Source organism: Leucobacter faecis (genome assembly GCF_054456635.2).
Genome location: NZ_JBTJEP020000006.1, coordinates 20,210 through 38,555, shown reverse-complemented (window position 1 = coordinate 38,555; position 18,346 = coordinate 20,210). Strand labels below are relative to the sequence as shown.

General features: G+C 63.6%; 16 protein-coding genes and 1 tRNA gene. 7 read left to right on the top strand and 10 right to left on the bottom strand.

The window, feature by feature from the left end; genetic code table 11:
• Positions 1-9: 9 nt before the first annotated feature.
• Genes ACXR2T_RS06640 through ACXR2T_RS06615 form a run of 6 tightly spaced genes read right to left on the bottom strand, consistent with a single transcriptional unit; the run spans position 10 to position 7,437 of the window.
• On the bottom strand, positions 10-1,824 hold the full coding sequence (locus ACXR2T_RS06640; RefSeq protein ID WP_458838583.1) for a protein kinase domain-containing protein: 1,815 nt from the start codon (positions 1,822-1,824) through the stop codon (positions 10-12).
• Entirely contained in the window at positions 1,821-3,308 is a 1,488-nt protein-coding gene (locus ACXR2T_RS06635; protein WP_458838582.1) for a peptidoglycan D,D-transpeptidase FtsI family protein, read from the bottom strand. The genes ACXR2T_RS06640 and ACXR2T_RS06635 overlap by 4 nt, the downstream gene beginning before the upstream one ends.
• Positions 3,305-4,699 (bottom strand): FtsW/RodA/SpoVE family cell cycle protein, encoded by a 1,395-nt coding sequence (locus tag ACXR2T_RS06630; RefSeq protein ID WP_458816202.1) that lies wholly within the window; start codon positions 4,697-4,699, stop codon positions 3,305-3,307. Before ACXR2T_RS06630 ends, ACXR2T_RS06635 begins: the two co-directional genes overlap by 4 nt.
• Entirely contained in the window at positions 4,692-5,960 is a 1,269-nt protein-coding gene (locus ACXR2T_RS06625) for a PP2C family protein-serine/threonine phosphatase (RefSeq protein ID WP_458838581.1), read from the bottom strand. The genes ACXR2T_RS06630 and ACXR2T_RS06625 overlap by 8 nt, the downstream gene beginning before the upstream one ends.
• Before the next feature lie 2 nt (positions 5,961-5,962).
• Positions 5,963-6,610, bottom strand: coding sequence for an FHA domain-containing protein FhaB/FipA (locus ACXR2T_RS06620; RefSeq protein WP_458838580.1), 648 nt, complete (start codon positions 6,608-6,610; stop codon positions 5,963-5,965).
• Positions 6,607-7,437 carry an FHA domain-containing protein gene (locus tag ACXR2T_RS06615; protein WP_458816196.1) on the bottom strand — a complete coding sequence of 277 codons (831 nt, stop codon included), beginning with the start codon at positions 7,435-7,437 and terminating at the stop codon, positions 6,607-6,609. The genes ACXR2T_RS06620 and ACXR2T_RS06615 overlap by 4 nt, the downstream gene beginning before the upstream one ends.
• A gap of 128 nt (positions 7,438-7,565) precedes the next feature.
• Here ACXR2T_RS06615 and ACXR2T_RS06610 point away from each other — a divergent pair.
• Positions 7,566-7,648: transfer RNA gene (locus tag ACXR2T_RS06610), tRNA-Leu, on the top strand.
• A gap of 319 nt (positions 7,649-7,967) precedes the next feature.
• Here the strand turns inward: ACXR2T_RS06610 and ACXR2T_RS06605 are convergent.
• The 4 genes from ACXR2T_RS06605 to ACXR2T_RS06590 form a co-directional block, all read right to left on the bottom strand.
• The gene (locus tag ACXR2T_RS06605) at positions 7,968-8,159 is read right to left on the bottom strand and encodes a hypothetical protein (RefSeq protein WP_458838579.1); all 192 of its coding nucleotides are present in this window, start codon (positions 8,157-8,159) and stop codon (positions 7,968-7,970) included.
• 119 nt (positions 8,160-8,278) lie between these two features.
• On the bottom strand, positions 8,279-9,172 hold the full coding sequence (locus ACXR2T_RS06600; protein WP_458838578.1) for a hypothetical protein: 894 nt from the start codon (positions 9,170-9,172) through the stop codon (positions 8,279-8,281).
• Complete coding sequence (locus ACXR2T_RS06595) at positions 9,169-10,074, bottom strand: helix-turn-helix domain-containing protein (protein ID WP_458838577.1); 906 nt, start codon at positions 10,072-10,074, stop codon at positions 9,169-9,171. The genes ACXR2T_RS06600 and ACXR2T_RS06595 overlap by 4 nt, the downstream gene beginning before the upstream one ends.
• A gap of 231 nt (positions 10,075-10,305) precedes the next feature.
• Complete coding sequence (locus tag ACXR2T_RS06590; RefSeq protein WP_458838576.1) at positions 10,306-11,007, bottom strand: hypothetical protein; 702 nt, start codon at positions 11,005-11,007, stop codon at positions 10,306-10,308.
• Between the two features lie 132 nt (positions 11,008-11,139).
• Here ACXR2T_RS06590 and ACXR2T_RS06585 point away from each other — a divergent pair, with 132 nt between their 5' ends.
• The 6 genes from ACXR2T_RS06585 to ACXR2T_RS06560 all read left to right on the top strand — a co-directional run bounded on the left by ACXR2T_RS06585 (position 11,140) and on the right by ACXR2T_RS06560 (position 18,118).
• Positions 11,140-12,351 (top strand): ATP-grasp domain-containing protein, encoded by a 1,212-nt coding sequence (locus tag ACXR2T_RS06585; protein ID WP_458838575.1) that lies wholly within the window; start codon positions 11,140-11,142, stop codon positions 12,349-12,351.
• A gap of 43 nt (positions 12,352-12,394) precedes the next feature.
• Positions 12,395-13,432 (top strand): FUSC family protein, encoded by a 1,038-nt coding sequence (locus tag ACXR2T_RS06580; protein WP_489945502.1) that lies wholly within the window; start codon positions 12,395-12,397, stop codon positions 13,430-13,432.
• A gap of 16 nt (positions 13,433-13,448) precedes the next feature.
• Positions 13,449-14,732 (top strand): alpha/beta fold hydrolase, encoded by a 1,284-nt coding sequence (locus ACXR2T_RS06575; RefSeq protein WP_458838573.1) that lies wholly within the window; start codon positions 13,449-13,451, stop codon positions 14,730-14,732.
• 91 nt (positions 14,733-14,823) lie between these two features.
• A complete protein-coding gene (gene gad / locus ACXR2T_RS06570) occupies positions 14,824-16,230 on the top strand; it encodes a glutamate decarboxylase (protein WP_458816164.1) in 1,407 nt (468 codons plus the stop codon).
• Positions 16,231-16,278: 48 nt separating this feature from the next.
• Positions 16,279-16,971, top strand: coding sequence for a hypothetical protein (locus ACXR2T_RS06565; RefSeq protein WP_458838572.1), 693 nt, complete (start codon positions 16,279-16,281; stop codon positions 16,969-16,971).
• 49 nt (positions 16,972-17,020) lie between these two features.
• Complete coding sequence (locus tag ACXR2T_RS06560; protein WP_458838571.1) at positions 17,021-18,118, top strand: linear amide C-N hydrolase; 1,098 nt, start codon at positions 17,021-17,023, stop codon at positions 18,116-18,118.
• The last annotated feature ends 228 nt before the right edge of the window (positions 18,119-18,346 follow it).

The window sequence follows — 18,346 nt, the reverse complement described above, 5'->3', positions numbered from 1 at the left end:
TGTCACGGGTTAGTTATCGCTGTCGGCACCGCTGCTACCGCCTGCGGTGGTACCGGTGCCGCTCGAGCCGCTGTCCGAAGCATTATTCGAGCTGCCCGACGAGTCTGCGTCGGCGTCGGAGTCCGACTTGGAATCGTCTGCCGACTCAACCGTGATCGAGAGCGTCTCAGACACGGGCGATGTCGCACGGAACGAACCGTCGGTGCAGTCAAACGTGTAGGTCAGGGTGAGTGTGCCTGCGGCCGTCGCCTTCACCTGTACGCTGCCGCCCGCAACATCACCTTCGCGCTGGCCATTCTCGTTGGTGGTGATGACGTAGTTGTTCACCTGCAGCGGCGTCGGGCACGAACCCGAAATGTTCTGCACCGTAAACGTCTCGCCCACCTTGACGGTCGCCGGGCCCGAGGGCGTAGCGGGGGCCGAAATCACGCCAAACGGCACCGAATACGTAAGCGTGATCGTCTGCGAGAACGGCACCTTCTTGCCGGTGGGGTTCACCTTTGTGACCCTGTTCGCCTGCTCCGAGGGCACAGCCTCGCCAGCTACCGTGCGCACATCGGTGAAACCCAGCTCGGTCAGGTAGGCCACAGCCTCGTCAACGTTCATGCCCTCGAGCACGGCCGCGTCAACCTCGGCCGTCGTGGGCTTCTTATCTTCGGGCTTCGGCTTTGGTTTCGTCGTCTCAGACGAATCGACCGGCTCCTTATCGCCGCCAGACATGAGCGCGTACACGGTGCCGCCGCCCACGACGAGCAGCAGCGCGAGCAGCGTGATCAGCGGCCAGGTCCAGGGACTGCGCTTCTTCTTCGCGGGCTCTTCGCCGTCTTCGGGCAAATCGGTGAGGTCGCCTCCGAGCGGGCTGCCAGCGGCAGCCTGCCCCGGCAGTGCGCTCGTCTGTGGCAGGGCGGTCGTGGGCGCGTCATCGCCCGGCATGCTCGGCATGACCATCGTGGCCGGATCCTGCGCCCCCATCACCTGCGGCACATAGCTGGCCGCGAGCTGCACGTCACCGCGGTGCAGCGCGGTGGCAGCCTGCGCGAGCTTCGCGGCGGTTGCAGGGCGGCCACTCGCGTCTTTCGCGAGGCACGCGTAGACGAGGTTGCGCACGTGCTCGGGCACATCGGCGGGCAGCTCGGGCGGGGTGTCATTGATCTGCGCCATCGCGATCGCCACTTGCGATTCGCCGGTGAAGGGGCGCTTGCCCGCGAGACACTCGTACGCGACGATACCGAGCGAGTACACGTCGGTCGCCGGCGTCGCCGTGTGACCGCTCGCCTGCTCGGGCGCGAGGTACTGCACCGTGCCCATGACCTGACCGGTGGCGGTGAGGGGCACCTGGTCGGCGATGCGCGCGATCCCGAAGTCGGTGATTTTGACGCGGCCCTCGGGCGTGATCAGCAGATTGCCGGGCTTGATGTCACGGTGTACGAGACCCGCATCGTGGGCCGCCTGCAGCGAGGTGGCCGTCTGCGCAACGATACCGAGTACGCGGTTGGCAGGGATCCGGCCCTCGCGTTCGATGATCGCAGACAGCGGCTCGCCGGGCACGAGCTCCATCACGATGTAGGCCGAGCCCTGCTCTTCGCCGTAGTCAAAGACGTTCGCGATGCCCTCGTGGTTGACGAGGGCCGCGTGGCGCGCCTCGGCGCGGAAGCGTTCGAGGAACCCGGGGTCCCCCATATATTCGTCCTTGAGGATCTTGATGGCGACGGTGCGCCCGATAATGCTGTCGCTCGCCTTCCAAACCTCGCCCATGCCGCCTACAGCGACCCGTGAGCTCAGCTCGTAGCGCCCGCCGAATGTGATCCCAGCCGATGGCCTCATTCGCTCAACACCGCTTCCATTACTCGTTTTCCGACAGCTGTGGGGAGATCGAATGATCCGCCCTCAAAATTAAAGTTTGCGCCGCCACCGTTCTCGATGACTACGGCTACCGCGACCTCGGGGTCGTCCACCGGCGCGAAGCCCGTGAACCACAGCGTAAACGGCAGGTCATTCCCGTCGGCGTCTACACCGTTCTCGGCGGTGCCCGTCTTACCGGCCACCCGCACCCCGTCGATGCCCGCCTTCTGTGCGAGTCCCTGCGGGTCAGACACGCCCTTCTCCATCATCCCAGCAACGGCCTCGGCAGTCTTCTTTGAGATGGGCTTCGAGAGCTCTTCGGGGGCAAACTCGCGTTCGACGCGCAGGTCGGGCGTGATCACCTTATCGACGAGCTGGGGCTTCATCACCGTGCCACCGTTCGCGATGCCCGCAGAAACAAGAGCGATCTGCAGGGGGGTCGAGCGCACATCGAGCTGGCCGATCGACGCGAGCGCGGTCTGTGCCTTATCTTCGGGCACGGGCGACACGCTCGGCGTCACCTTCAACGGGATCTGCACCTCTTGTTCGAAACCAAACGCCTTCGCCATGTTGGGCACAGCGTCTGGGTCCATGCTCATCGCAAGCTCAGCGATGGGAATATTGCACGACATCACGATCGCCTGCTCGAGGGTCGCCTTCTTGTCTGATCCACAGGTGGTGCGTGACGCGTTCTGCATGACCGCGGTCGACCCGGGCAGCTTCAACTCGGCCGGGTTGTCGAAGGTCGTTGTCGGGGTCGCCTCGCCAGACTCGATGGCTTCGGCCGCGACGAGCAGCTTGTACACCGATCCGGGGTGGTACATGTCGCCCGCGATCGCCCGGTTTGAGAGCGGCCGCGCCGGGTCTTCTTCGAGCTGGCGGTAGTTGGTGATGATCTCGGCGTCGTTGTTGCCCGACAGCACGTTGGGGTCGAAGCTGGGCGTCGACGTCATCGCGAGAATCTGGCCGGTCGCGGGTTTAATCGCGACGACCGCGCCCTCGACACCCAGCTCGGCCATTGCGGCGGCGGCGGCCTCTTGCACCTTCGCCTCAATCGTGGTCTGCACCGAGCTGCCCTGCGGGGCAACACCGTTGATGGTGTTCAAGAGACGACTAAAGAACTGCGCACCGCTCGTGCCCGTCAGATCCTGGTTCATCGCCTGCTCGAGCCCGCTCATGCCCTGGGTGTGCGAGAAATAGCCCGTAATCGGCGCGTACAGGTCGCCCGCCGAGTACTGCCGCACATAGCGGTAGTCGTCGCCGGTGGGCGTCGAATACGCGACTGGGTCGCCGCCCACCAGAATCGAGCCGCGCTCGATCAGGTAACTGTTCTTGAGCGTGCGGGTGTTGATCTCGTTTGCGCGCAGATCGTCTGCCTGCACCACCTGAATCATCGTGACCGCAAAAAACAGCACGAGGAACATCGCGAAAATGGTGCGTGTGAGCGCCTTCAACTGCTTGTTCATGCGCGGATCACCAGCTTCGGTCGGTTACGAATAGAGCCCGAGAGCAAGATCAGCAGTGCGATGATGATCCAGTTCGAGACGAGTGACGAACCACCGGCCGCGAGAAACGGCGCCGTCAGGCCGGTGAGCGGAATCACGCGGGTGATGCCACCGACGACGATGAAGACCTGCAGCGCGAGCGAGAACGCGAGGCCAGCCGCCAGCAGTTTGCCAAAGTCGTCCTGGCCAGCAAAACCAATGCGCAGGCCGCGGCCAATGAGCAGCAGATACGCTGCAAGGACCACGAACAGGCCCACCAGGCCGAGCTCTTCGCCGAGGCTCGCAAAAATGTAGTCGCTCTGTGCGAACGTCGTCAGCTCGGGGTACCCCTGGCCAAGGCCCGTGCCGGTCATGCCGCCATTGGCGAGCCCAAAGAGGCCGTTGACCATCTGGTGGCCGCCCCCAAACGGGTCGGCAAACGGGTTGAGCCAGTTGTTAAACCGGTTGGTGACGTAGTCGAGGGTCTGGCTCGCGAAGATGCCGCCCGCGAGAAACAGCCCCACGCCCAAGATGACCCAGCCCACCCGGCCCGTGGCGAGGTACAGCATCGACAGAAACAGGCCGAAGTAGAGCAGCGAGGTGCCCAGGTCGCGCTGAAACACGAGCACGCTCATCGCGGCGAGCCAGAACACGAGCAGCGGGCCGAGGTCGCGGGCGCGCGGAAACCGGATCCCAAGAATCTTCTTGCCCACCATCGCGAGCGAGTCGCGACTCTGCACGAGGTAGCCCGCGAAGAAAATCGCCAGCAAGATCTTGGCGATCTCACCGGGCTGAAACGAGAACCCGCCGATGTGAATCCAGACGCGTGCGCCGTTGATTTCTTGCCCCACGATGGGCAGCATCGGCATGAGCAGCAAGATCACGGCGCCCAAGCCAGTGAGATAGGTGTAGCGAAACAGCACGATGTGATTGCGAATCACCAGCAGCACGATGATCGCGGCGACGACCGCGACCGACGACCACACGAGCTGACGTACCGAGGTTGAGTTCCAGTCGACCGCGCCGCGGGCGAGGTCGATGCGATAGATCATCGCGATGCCCAGCATGTTCAAAAAGGCCGCAATCGGCATGATGAGCGAGTCGGCATCTGGCGCAACGCGCCGGATCACGATGTGCAGCGCAAAGAGGCTCGCAACGAACAGGGCGCCCGCTGGCACCAGGTCGGTCGACAGTTCACCCTTGATGGTGAGGTCGATGATCATGACGGCGCCCACGCCGATCGCGATCGCGAAGATCAGCAGCGAAAGCTCGAGACCGAGCAGCAGCCGGGGCGCGCGCAGCGCGGTGATCCGGTGCAGCACTGTTTCACTCGTGCGCGTCTTCTCGAATGAGCGTGGTTCTTTGCTACTCATTGATGGGCCCCAATCGCAGCACAATCTCGCGCGCCTCGTCGATCGAGCCCGCGCTCAGGGTGCGTTCGACCTGGCGCTGCTCGAGCCCGTCGAGCTGGTCGAGCGGAATGCCCGTGTCTTCGGCTTCAGAGTGCAGCGAGAACGATCCGAGGTCTTGCTGCACGCCGCGGTAGATGATGACGTTTTGGCCGTCGGTACCCACAAAATAGCGGGTTTGGGTCCACTGGTAGCCAAACAGCAGCGCGCCGCCGATCGCAAGCAGCACACACAGACCGCCGACCGCCCACAGCAGCCTGCGGTTGCGGTTGCGCCGGCGTGTCTCGGCGATGAGCTCGGCGAGATACTCGTCGACCCGGGGCTCGAAGTGGCTCTCCTCGACGACGGGGGCGCGGCGAATCGAGCGGCGGCCCATGAGCCGCGTGCGCGCGGTCGACATGGTGCCGTCGCGGGGCTCGGGCGAGCTTGCGGCAGAGCCGGCGAAGCGCTGCTCGCCGCGAGGGAGCTCGGTAGTCGAATTGGGGTCGAACGCGGGCGCCTCGGTCGTTTCGACGAGCACGACGGTGACGTTGTCGGGGGCGCCGTGCGCGAGGCTCTTGTCGATGAGCCGGTCGACGCCGTCTTGCAGCGAGGTGCGGCGGCGCAAAATCTTTTCGATATCGGGGTCTTCGACGTAGCCACAGAGGCCGTCTGAGCACAGTAGCCAGACATCGCCGGGCCGGGTGTCGAGCACCTCGGTGTCGATCTGCGGTGAAGAGTCGACGTCACCGAGCACGCGCATCAGCACCGAGCGGCGCGGGTGCGTCTTGGCTTCTTCTTCAGTGATCTTGCCGCTGTCGACGAGGCGCTGCACAAACGTGTGGTCGTGCGTGATCTGCCGCAGCGTGTTGTCGCGCAGCAGGTAGAGCCGTGAGTCGCCAATGTGCGCGAGCGCGAGCTTGTCGTCGATCGTGAGAAACCCGACGAAGGTGGTGCCCATGCCGGCGAGCTCGGGTCGGTCGCGCACTGTCGCGCGCAGCTTCGCGTTCGTTTCGAGCAGCGCGTGGCGCATGCGCGAGGCCGCGGCAGCCGGGGCGCCTGCCGGCTCGGTGTCGAGCGCCGCCATCGCCTTCGTGGTGATGGCCGAGGCGACGTCGCCACCCGCGTGGCCGCCCATGCCGTCGGCGACGAGAAACAGTTGCCCGCCAGCGAAGCCAGAGTCCTGGTTGTTGGAGCGCACCATGCCCACGTGTGAGCCGATGGCGCTGTCGAAACTAACCGTCACGCCTATGGCCTCAGCTCGAAGGTCGTCGTGCCGATCGTCACCGGGGTGAACGGCGGCACGGGCACAGGCTTCGTCACGCGGGCACCGTCGAGGCGCGTGCCGTTGGTCGAGTCGAGGTCGGTGAGAATCCACTCGCCGCCGGTGAGTGCGAGGCGCGCGTGGTACGTCGAGGTGTACTCGTCAACAATGACGAGGGTGGAGTCGCTCGAACGGCCAATCGTGAAGATCTGCTCGTCGAGGGGAATCGATGTGCCCGCTGCCACGCCCGTCGTGATCACGAGGTTCTTGGGCGCGCCGGATCCGCCCGCAGAGGGCAGGGCACCGCCGCTGGGCGTGACCACGGGGCCGCCGGGGAACCCGGGGGAGCCTGCGGCGGGAGCCGTCGGGGCGCCGAGCGGGCCGGTGAGCGCGAGGCCGGTCGCGGCGCCCGGCGAAGCGGCTGCGGCCATGATGGGTGCGGCCGCCACGGGGGCCTGGCCGGCAGGGCTCGGCGACACGATCGGCTGCACGTGCGGGCCAGTGTCGCCCTTGAGCTTGCGCACGGGGGCACCAAAGAGGTCGCTGCGCAGTGCGTACACGATCGCAAAGATGAACGCCCACAACACGAGCAGCAGGCCAATACGCAGTATTAAGAGGGTGAGATCGCTCACAGGCCACTCCAAAAGTCTTGGTCGATGCCCGGCTTATCGCCTGCGGTCCCGGTAGCGGGCCTGGTGCTTCGAGGTTCTGGTGCGGGGGTGCTCGTGGGGCGAGGCGCACTTGCCTGCCCACCGACCGCGCTCGCTGGGCGAGGTGCGGCGGTGCTCCCGCTCGTGCGCCCGGGCACCAGTTGAAACTGGAGCGCCGTTTGCCCGATCGTGATCACAATACCGGGGGAGAGGGCGGCTTCGCGGAAGCGCTCGCCGTTAATCTTCGAACCGTTGGTTGAGCCAAGGTCACGGGCGAGGCCGGCCGTGCCGTCCCAGATCAGCTGCAGATGCTGGCGTGAGGCCGCACTGTCACCGATCTGAATGCCGCAGTCGCTGCCGCGGCCGACGGTCGTGGTGCCGCGTTTCAGTTCGTGGCGCACACCGTCGACGTCGATCGCCGCGACCCAGTCGACTGCCCCCTCGACGCGGGTGGCGTCGACCTCGAGCACGCCCTGCGTGAGTGCGTGGTCGGCCCGCACCTCGACATCGGCTTCGCCGAGGAGTTGGTAGCTCTGCCGCTTCGCGTGCTTCATGACGACGCCGCGCAGCTCTTGTTCGAGGGTCGACCCGAGGGCCTGGAGGCGGGCGGCGTCTTTGTCTGACACTCGCACAACAAACTTGTTGGGGGCCAACACGCGGTCGCGGTCAACAACTACCGCACCAATATCGAGCTCGCGCTTGATGGCTGAGGCGATCTCTACGGGCTGCACGCCCGAGCGGAAGGTGCGCGCAAAAGCGCCGTTGACGGCCCGTTCGAGGCTGCGTTCTACGCTGTCTAGAAAACCCACGTGCCCTCCTCGCTCTCTACGAAATATCTCGTGGTGTCTTTGCAGTTTAGCCCGCTTTGGTGTGAGGCGTAATGTTCTGCTAAGCTGGGGGAGTTGCCTGAACCGGAGACGGTGAAGAAGACAAACTCGCGCGAGTGGCGGAATGGCAGACGCGCTGGCTTCAGGTGCCAGTGCCCGCAAGGGCGTGGGGGTTCAAGTCCCCCTTCGCGCACGAGTTAGGGCCCGGATCATTGATCCGGGCCCTTTTGCTTTGTCACCAGGTACCTGATGCCCCGCCACGCCACCGTTACCCGTGCGTGACATGCGCGAGCGCGAGGGCGTCGGACCAAGGGTTGGCCCTGTCATCTTGGACCGATAGGCCCTGTCATTCTGCGCGTAGGCAGGGTCTCAGCGCGTCGCTGAAGCACGTGTAGCCCTTTTCGGGGATCGTGTTGGTCATGTGTGAAGTCCCGGGTTTAGCTGATTTCTCAGCCGGTGTCGCCCGGTGGTGACTCGGTATCGAGGTCGTGCTCAAAAGGGTGTCTCAGGGGTTACCACTGACTGTTCTTGCGCCTGCTCATGCGTCGTTTCTTGCCCGAGGCTTTGGTTGCGATGTTCTTGATGCCGGTGATGACGCGTTGAATGTTTGTCGCGACCACGGCGAGGGTAGCGATTAGGTAGATGTAGGCGAACCCTCGGCCGGCGCGGCTCTTGGCTTTGTCGAGACCGATCTGGATTGTCACCAGAGATGCCACCTCGTCACCAACCAACGCGCCGCGCAACATCTTCCGACAGCCTTCTGTCGAAGCTGAAGACGCATCTCGCTGAGTCTTCTCGCGCTTTGGTGCCTAGCAATGGGCGGTCATCTGCTCGGGTACTGGCGGTGCCAGCGGGCCACTACTGCGCGGAACTCTGGTTCTCGTGTCGTATCTCCCCACGCATCGGCAACCATCGCCGCGACGTTCGCAGCGTCGTCGATGATCTCTAACAAGTATGTTTCACCCAGCTGCACGGCATCGCGAATCTTCGCATTCTCGGTCCCCTTCGCGAAGACCGCAGCAGCTTCTTCCGGTGTGACGGCGAGTAGGAGGCGATAGAGGTCAGCAAAATCTTTGACGCGGAGCCGGTCAGGGTTGCGCCCTAACTGCTTCGGGTCCATGCGGTCGTGCAATTTGTAGGCTTTCGCGCATAGCAGTGCAGTGGGACCCGCAACATAGACATCAACCTCAGGTCCAGCATCAAAAGCGCGGAGGGCGCGAACGTGTCGGTCGATGAGGCTGAGTTCAGTGCCTTCGGTCGCCGACACGACCTTGCTCCCGTGCCCACCGACACGTGCCGCCCGGATCTTCCGCTGCGAGGTGACTCCGTCGCGAGACAAGCTCATTGGCGCGATCAAGTCCACGCTGTCTCGATCGTGGATATCGCGATCTCGCTGCGAGACTGGTGACCATACCCCCGGACGCTCAGCGCGCGCCGTCTCATAGCCGAGTTCCTTCATACGTTCCTCGAGGACTGGATCCGCGCCGAGCAATTGCGGAATCACTCCAAGATCACCGTCACGTGTCGTGTCGTCCGGCGGCAGCGCCGGGACATGCTGTGTTATTTCGATCACTGCGTGACCACCGAGGACTGTCAGCGCATCACGATGGTCGGAGAGGCCGATAATGACGTCGATCAGTGCGCGACGTGAGGTGATGATCTCAGGTTCGAGCGGCACGCGGCCAGAGTCGAACGGTTTTCGAAACTGTTTATTCATGCCGCAGCCAGCAGCTTCCGCAGTTCATTCTCCGCCTTGTCCGGCTCGCGACCGGACCCCGCGAGCGCATCAAGAATGGCCTGAGCACGCGGCACAAACCGAATCCCTGCTTCAACCTCGACGTCGTCAAATTCGCCGCCACTTCCCTCGACAAGCAGGACGCCTCGGCCAGGAGCTGCCGGTGAAAGTGAGAATCGGGACTCGATATCTACCGGGTCTTCAACGTAGAACACAGGCAAGTTCGCTTCGGCCACACCGCGATCATCCCGAGTCGCGGCAAAGCCAGACACCGCATAGTCGACCCCCGCCTCGCTCAGAGCACGCGCCAGCGACTGCCATCCGTCTGGCGCATCGACCGCCCGCTGAAGACCGCTTCGTCGGCTGATCTTCGCAGCGTTCCCAGCAGATATCGCAAGCGTCACCAGGTCGTCCGCAGCGGCCCCATCTTTCAGCCAGCCTGCACGCTGCCAGCGTTCCCACCAGTCAGTCGTTACGCTCGGGAGAGCAGGCAAAGATACCGTGAAGTTCTCTAGTACGGAACCCCAGATCTCGGACCAATTCTTGACGTTGTTGCTGACTGCGGCCGCAGCCATCTCCTGCCCAGACGACAAGAGTGCTGGCGTGAATGCATGCGTGCTTGCTTCAAGCGCCTCCAATGCTGCGCTAATCCAGGGTCGAGCTGCTGCGACTGCAGAGGTATCGCCAGCCGAAACGATCGTGCCGCCACTGATCTGGTGTCCGGTAGCTGAAAGGATGCGTGACAGCGTCCCCCACGTGGGATCCACTTCGCCCCGCTCGATACGCCCTACAGTTGATGGCGAAAGGTCGGCGAGCTCTGCGAGTTCCTTGCGTGTAATACCGCTCAGTGCGCGCACGCGTCTCACGATAGTTGCTGCATCCATGTTCATCTCCTTCCCGATTGCACATATGCAATTCTATATCGTAAAGTGTGAATCGTCACGTGGACCTGAGCACGAGAGATCTTGTGTTTCGAGAGTTATTTCGTCGATGTCGATGACATAAGAGTCGCGCTCCGGGATTTCGTGACACTCCCCACGAGTTAGGGCCCGGATCATTGATCCGGGCCCTTTTCTAATTTGTCACCAGGTACCTGATGCTCCACCACGCCACTGTCACCGGTGAGCGAAGTGCGCGAACGCGAGGGCGGCAATGCCCGCGAGCGCCAAGATCACAGCGACCAGAATGCGATAGTCCCAGCGCAGTAGGCGCTGGTAGATTGCGCTGATCTTGATCGCGAGCGCTGGCATGCGCGCCCAGATGATGGCCATCGCGAAGAACGGGGCGACCAAGAAGAAGAGGAAGATGCCGTAGGCGACAGCCCGTGGCACGAGGTGCGGGCTGAGCTTTGTGACGACCTGGCCGGTGAGATACATCACGGGCAGGGTCGTAAACCCAACGATGGCGCTGCTTAAACCGATGACAAAATAACTCAGCAAGTGCGACTTCGGCTCACTCGTCTTGGCAGGTGTGGCGGGCAGCACCGGCTGCACGTACCGCCACACCAACACTCCCGCTGCCGCCGCGAAGCACGACACGCCCACGAAGACGTCGACCGAGTGATTGTGAATCGAGCGATCGAGCGCACCCTCGACCCTGTGCACGAAGCTGTCGGGGTTGATGAACTGAAACAGCGTGAACAGCAGCGTGGCGCCAACCATCAGCCCCGCCGACATGAAACACAGCCGGGGGAGCCAGCGGGTTTTGCGCGCCAGCATGTCTGTTGTCGCACCGTAGGTGGCGGGGTGGGTGCCCATGCTCAGGGCAAAACCAATGAGCACAGGAATGCCGCTTAACCAGCTCACAACATCTTGCACAAGCTCTCCTTGAATGGAATACAAACCTCTAGCGAAAAGCTGGTGGACACTTGTGCGATTACTCTTCCACAAGACCTAGCTTCCTGGATAGACTCACCACAACATCACACAGTAGTGAGAAAGGCAGTTTCAATGCGCGTACTGGTTACAAGTTCTCGAAACACGTTTGCCCTCGACATCATTCGTAAGCTCGGCAGCACCGGGCACACCGTATTTGCGAGCGATACGTATCACGGCGTGACGGGTAGCCACTCGCGATACCTTGAGGGGCACACGACCACCGCATCGCCGCGATTCGAGACTGATCAGTTCATCGCAGACATCGCCGACTACGTCGAGAAGCACGACATCGAGGTCATTATTCCGACCTTCGAGGAGGCCTTCTACCTCGCAGCACGCGTGGCCGACCTGCCCGCCAACGTGCAGCTGTTCTCGGGCCGATTCGACAAGCTTGCGCGCCTGCACGACAAGGCGAGCTTTAAGCGGTTGGTCATCGAGGCAGACGTGCCCGTGCCCGAGACGATTGTGGTGGGCAGCGAGGCCGAGCTGCACGAAGCCATCGAAACGTACCCCAAGTTCTTCGCACGCGCGGCGTTCTCGCGCGGCGGTGTGGGGCTGCTCACCAACACGGGCCCGCTCGCAGGCAAGATGGAGGTCGCGGACTGCCACCCGACGCCCGAGCAGCCGTGGCTCGTGCAGCCCTTCGTGGACGGCCCGATGCTGTGCACCTACAGCATCATCGTGAACGGCAAGGTCACCGCGCACTGCACCTACAGCGTGCCCGAGCAGTGGGCGCACAGCACGGGCATCACGTTTCTCGCCGTCGACAGCACCGAGACGCTCGAGTACACGCAGCGCATCGTGAGCACGCTCGACCCGAACTTCACCGGCCAACTGTCGTTCGACTTCGTCAATAACGACGGCAATCTGTACGCGATCGAGTGCAACCCGCGCCCCACGAACGGTGTCATGCTGCTCGAAGCAGAAGAGGTGGAGCGCGCGTTCTTCGGCGAGATCGACGAGCCGATCGTCGTGCCGCCGGGGGTCGAAAAGCAGGTCACCATCGCGGTTATCGCAGACGCGTTCGCGCAGCCGCTGTCGCACCTCAAAACATCGCTGCACGACATCTTCAACGTGAAAGACATTGGCGCGGGCTGGCACGACGGCATCGCCATGATGTGGAGCCCGGCCACGCTCATTCACGGCGCGAAGCTCAGCCACGGCAAGCGCAAGGAGCTGCTCGGCGCGCTGGGCGACGACATCGTCTGGAACGGCGAAGAGATCGCGGGCATGAGTGAGGTCGACCGGGAGTCACTCGAAGAGGTGCACGCCCAGCGCGTATAGCGCCAAGCACAGCGTAGAACACCAGACAAGCTGAGGGGGCAAAGTGCAGCTGGTGCAGCAGGGGAGCTCGACGAGTTTGCGCGGTCACGGCAAGCTCGGGCTCAAGATTCTCGCCGGGATGATCGTCATCGCGGCGCCCGTGTACGTGACGTCTTTGTTCGTACCGGGGGTCTTCAGTGTGGCCTTCTTTGGCGTGCTAGCGGCCACGTTTGGCTGGATCAGCGGCGGCCCCAAGATTGGGGCCACCGTGGTCGCGTCGCTTTCGGTGCTCGGCGCCGCGGCGATCTTGCTGCGCGACTATCACTGGGTGCTGGCCGCGCTGCTCGTGCTGCTCGGTGTCGCGTACGGTTACGGCGCGAGCCGGGGCGTGGGCAAGGCGGTGCTGCAGCTGCCCATCTTGACCCCGTACTTCATGATGTCGCCGCCGGCGCTGTTCAATAATCCGCCGGTGCTCGAGGCGGGCTATTTTGTAGGACTCATCGTCATCATGAACGTGACGGGTCTGTGGGCGATAGCCGTTTTGCATCTGGCGACAGGCGCTCGTGCGCTCAAACCGATCGAGGTGCCCGACCGGCGGGTGCCGCTCATGTTTGGCACGCTGCTCGGAGTGATCTCAGCGACCGTCATGCTGCTCGGCACGACAACCGAACTCAAATCGCACTGGGTGTGGGTCATTCTGACGCTCTATGTACTCGCAGACCCCACACACCTGCTCACACCCAAACAAATGCTGGGCCGCGTCGGTGGCACGTTCGCGGGCTTCGCGTTCATCGGACTGTTGGCGCTCGCGGGGCTACCAGACCCGCTGCTGCAGCTACTCGCGATCCCCGCGGTCTGGCTCTGCCTCTTCTTTCTGGTGCTCAAACGCCCCTACTGGCAGTACAGTTTCTTTCTCACCGTCTCGGTGATCGCGATGAACTCCAGCGGGGTCAGCACCCTACTACTCAACGCCGAACGCTTCGGCTTCACCGTCGTGGGCGCCTGCCTCGCGATGCTCATCGCGCTCACCGTGCACCTCGTGATCAGGCATCGGGCCGGCATCGTGCTGCACACCGCCGAAGAAAGCGCGGCGCGCGCATAGCGCGCGGGGGAACGGCATGAGCGATCGAAGCGCGCGCGAGGGCCCCTGTGGCCGTTCGTCACCAGGGCTCCGGATCGCCGGTCTCATTCCCGGCGTACAGTTTGTGCGGCGTGAGGCGACGGCCACGTCGCCCGCGTTCGACCTTGCCTATGTGCGATGCCGTGCGCAGCACGACCGGGACCCCGGGGCTGTGCCCGCGGTCGTGATACCCGGCGGGCCGGGGCTCGGTTCGGTGCTGCCGTATCGCACCCTGCGCAGACTGGCCGTACGCGGGGGGCTCGACCTGATCATGGTCGAACACCGCGGCGTTGGGTTCTCGCGGCACGACCTTGACGGGCGCGACCTGCCGGCGAGCGCGATGCGCATCACCGATGTGCTCGCCGACATTGACGCGGTACTCGACCGCGAGGGGGTCTCGCGGGCGCGCATCGTCGGCTCCTCATACGGCAGCTATCTCGCCACGTGCTTCGGCGCCGCCTACCCCCACCGAGTGGCCGGAATGCTGCTCGACTCGGCGCTACAATCAGCCGAGCATCTGGAGCTTGAACGGAGCTGCGTGCGTGCGCTGCTGTGGGACGGTGACGGTGAACGGCAGACTGCCGTGCGTGCGTTGTATGAGCGCGGCATCGATGACCGGGTGCTGCTTGATGTGGTGCGGGCAGCGTACGAGCTGGGCGGCGACGATCTGCTGCTGCCGCTATTGCGCGGCAAGCTGCGTGGAAGCCGCGGCGCCCGTGCGACCTGGCGCGCGCTCGAAAGCTACGCGACGCGTGACGCCTCCATTACCCGTATTCCCGGTATTTATGAGTTCGATCTGGTCGGCACGATCGGATTTCGCGAGCTCGGCTACGGCGGTGAGCCAGACGGGTTGCCGCTGGATCCGGCACGAACGTACGCGCCGCTCGTGCACAGATTTGAGCCGTTTGCGGGCGAACCGTTCGACCTCGCGCATGCCGTGCGCGAGTTCGATTGGCCGCTCGTGCTGCTCGCGGGCGAGCGCGACCTGCGCACGCCGGCCGCGATCGCTGAGCGTGTCGCGGCGCGCGCGCCGCAGGCAACGCTCGTGCCGCTTAAGACCGGGCACAGCGCCCTTGACACGCAGCCGGTCGCGCTCTTGAACGCGCTGAAGTGGCTTGAAGCGTCGCGGCAGAGCGGGCTGCCCGCGGTCGCCGGGCGCCTCGACCGATTGCCGCTGCGTGGGTTTGCCGCGAGGCTGCCGCAGCTGCTGCGGTGCGGTGTCTGGCGCGAACCTCGGCGCGCGAAAGCAACGGTTGATCCCGTGAGCCGAGACCCTCCCTAGCGCCTTCCGTGCGCGTTTCGAAGCGCCGCCGGTCACCGTGACGCGATTTTTGCACGTCAAGAACAATCCCAAACAGTAAGGAAGTACGACGATGTCTCACCTTTTCAGGAAGCCCGAAGGCCACAAGCACGCAGAGGCTGAACTGAACATCAGCCCCGTTTTCACCCATCCGGGCGAGGCCAGCTCGATCTCGAAATACCAGTTTCCGGCCGACATGATGGACTCAGACACCGCCTACCAAATCGTGCACGATTCGGCGATGCTCGACGGCAACTCGCGCATGAACCTGGCCACGTTCGTGTCGACGTGGATGGACGACAACGCGCAAAAGATCTACCTCGAGTCGGCCGACAAAAACATGATCGACAAGGACGAGTACCCGGCGACCGCCGAGCTCGAAGACCGCTGCTGGCGCATGCTCGCCGACCTGTGGCACGTGCCCAACGCAGACGACACGATCGGCACCTCGACGATCGGCTCGTCTGAGGCGTGCATGCTCGGCGGCCTGGCGCTCAAGCGCCTGTGGCAAGAGAAGCGCAAGGCCGAAGGTAAGACGGGCGGCCAGCCCAACCTCGTGCTGTCGGCAGGCGTGCAGGTCGTGTGGGAGAAGTTCTGCAACTACTGGGATGTTGAGGCACGCTACGTGCCCGTCACCGAGGACCACCTCGTGCTCGACGGTTTTGAGCTCGAGAAGTATGTCGACGAGAACACGATCGGTGTCGTCGCGATTCTGGGCCAGACCTATACCGGCATGTACGAGCCCGTGCTCGAGATCGCGAAGAAGCTCGACGAGATCGAAAAGAACACCGGCGTTGACGTAAAGATTCACGTCGATGGTGCCTCGGGCGCGATGGTGGCGCCGTTCTGCCAGCCCGAGCTCAAGTGGGACTTTCAGATCGACCGCGTCAACTCGATTAGCACCTCGGGCCACAAGTACGGTCTCGTCTACCCCGGCGTCGGCTGGGTTGTGTGGCGCAACAAGGCAGTCTGCCCCGAGAGTCTCATCTTTCACGTCAGCTACCTGGGCGGCGACATGCCCACACTGGCACTCAACTTCTCACGCCCCGGCTCGCAGGTACTGCTGCAGTACTACCAGTTCTTGCGCCTCGGCTTCGACGGCTACCGCCGCCTGCAGCAGGACTCGCTCGACGTGGCGCAGTACCTCTCGAGCGCGATTGCCGAGATGGGTCCCTTCGACCTGATCAGCAAGGGTGACACGATTCCCGTGTTCGCATGGCGGCTCAAGAAGGGTGCCGAGCGCAACTGGGATCTGTACGACCTCGCAGACCGGCTGCGCATGCGTGGCTGGCTCGTGCCGGCCTACCCGATGCCCGACGACATCTCTGATCTCGTCGTGCAGCGCATCGTTGTGCGGGTGGGCCTCAGCCGCGACCTCGCGGGCTACCTGCTCACCGCGATTCGCGAAGAGGTTGAGTTCCTTGAAGCGTTGAAGACGCCGCTGCCGCGCGAGGCCGCAAGCGGTGGTTTCGCACACTAACCCGCGAGGGCGCAGCCCGCCACCGCTCCATCAGATAGGTCAAGCTGTATGACTACCCAGACCATGTCACGAGGGTCGATTCTCGTGCCGACGCTTACGCGCCAGTGCTCGTTCTTTATGATCGGGTCGGCCCTGTTTGCAATCGGCACGGCCGTGGGTATTTGGAACCTCGGCGGCGCAAGCGTGACGAACTGGTTGTGCTTCATTGGCGCCTGGTTCTTCACCACCGCCGGCCTGTTTCAGACGATTCTGAGCGGCGATGCGACGGTCAAGGTGAACTACGGTGGCGGCAAGATGTTTCGGGCCGAATGGCTCGCAGCCGCCACCCAAACCGTCGGCACCATCATGTTCAACGTGAGTACGACAGCGGCGATCACGGCCCGCTCGGTGAACGACGAGAAGCACTACGTCTGGAACCCCGACGCCGGCGGTTCAGTCGCGTTCTTGATCAGTGCCTACTTTGTCTACGTTGCGTACTCGCGTGAGCACCACACGCTGTGGGCGCCACGCGACTCTGGCTGGTGGGGTGCGCACATCAACATGATCGGTTGTATCGCATTCGCGGTCTCGGCCGTCGGCGCGTTCGTCATGAACGACGGAACGAGCAAGGACGCGGGCCTCGCCAACTGGGGCACCTTCATCGGTGCGATCTGCTTCTTCCTTGCGTCGGCAATCGCACTGCCGAGCCTGCCGTGGAATCGGCGCTCTGAGAGTGCCCACCCCGGCAACTCAGCCCACTAAACACAAGTTGTTCTCACACAAGCTGTTGTAAACGAAAGGACCCACACACATGTGCACACGAGTTCTCTGGCCCGACGCTAACGGCGCCGTCATTGTTGGCCGCAACATGGACTTTCACATGGACCTACTGTCGAACCTGTGGAAGATGCCGCGCGGCATCGAACGCAAGGACGGCGCGAACGGCAACCTGAACTGGAAGGCCAAGTACGGCAGCGTCATCGCGACCGCGTTCGACCTCATCGCCACCGACGGCATGAACGAAGAGGGGCTCGCAGGTCACATTCTGTGGCTCGCTGAGTCCGACTATGGCAAGCCCGGCGCCTCAGATGCGCAGCTGAGCCAGGCAGTATGGCTGCAGTATTACCTCGATAACTTTGCAACCGTTGCTGAGGCCGTCGAATGGACGAACAGTTCTGAGGTGCAGGTGACCCAGCTGTTCGACCCGACCGGTCACCTGGTGCCCACGCTGCACCTCGCACTCAACGACGCGACGGGCGACTCGGCGATCATCGAGTACACGAGCGGCAAGCCCACCGTGTACCACAGCCGCGAGTACAAGGTGATGACGAACTCACCCACTTTCGACAAGCAGCTCGAGCTCGTCAAGGAGATTGAGGGTCTGGGGGGCGACAAGCCGCTGCCGGGCTCAACGCTCGCGAGCGACCGTTTCGCGCGTGCCTCGTACTACGTCGAGCACCAGGTGCAGCCGAAGACTCAGCTGCAGGCGATGGCGGCGATGTTCAGCATTATTCGTAACGCTGCGCAGCCGTTCCGTACGCCCGAGGCCGGTAAGCCCGACGCCTCGCAGACGATCTGGCAGGTCGTCGCCGACATGACGAACAAGCGCTACGCGTTCGAGTCGACCACACGCCCCAACATTGTGTGGGTCGACTTCAACGAGATGAGCTTTGCTGAGGGGTCGAAGATTCTCAAGCTCGACCTGGTGAGCAAACTGTCGCTCGAGGGTGGTCTTGCGGGCAACGTGAGCCACAAGTTCCACGAGGTCGACGACCTGGGCATGGGTGTCATCACTGCGGGCGTCGAGGCGCTCGAGTTCGTGGCGAAGAAGCAAGACGAGTTCAAGGAGCTCGGCAAGATGCTTGGCGCACTCGGCATCGGCAAAGCCAAGGCTAAGGCAAACGCCTAACTGAGTTGACGAGGCGGCGGGGGAGCGTGAAGGCGCCCCCGCCGCTTTTGTCGTCTCAACGCGTCGGCGTGCGCGGGGCAGGGAGCCAGGGGCCGCCGCTCTCCGGTCGCGTCGGCTTCGCCGCCGCTCCTGCCAGACCCAACCAATCGGCGGCCCCAGCCTCCCTGCCCCGCGCGTTCCTTCTCGTCATCCTGCGCGACGTAGGAGTCGCAGGATCCAGCAGACAAT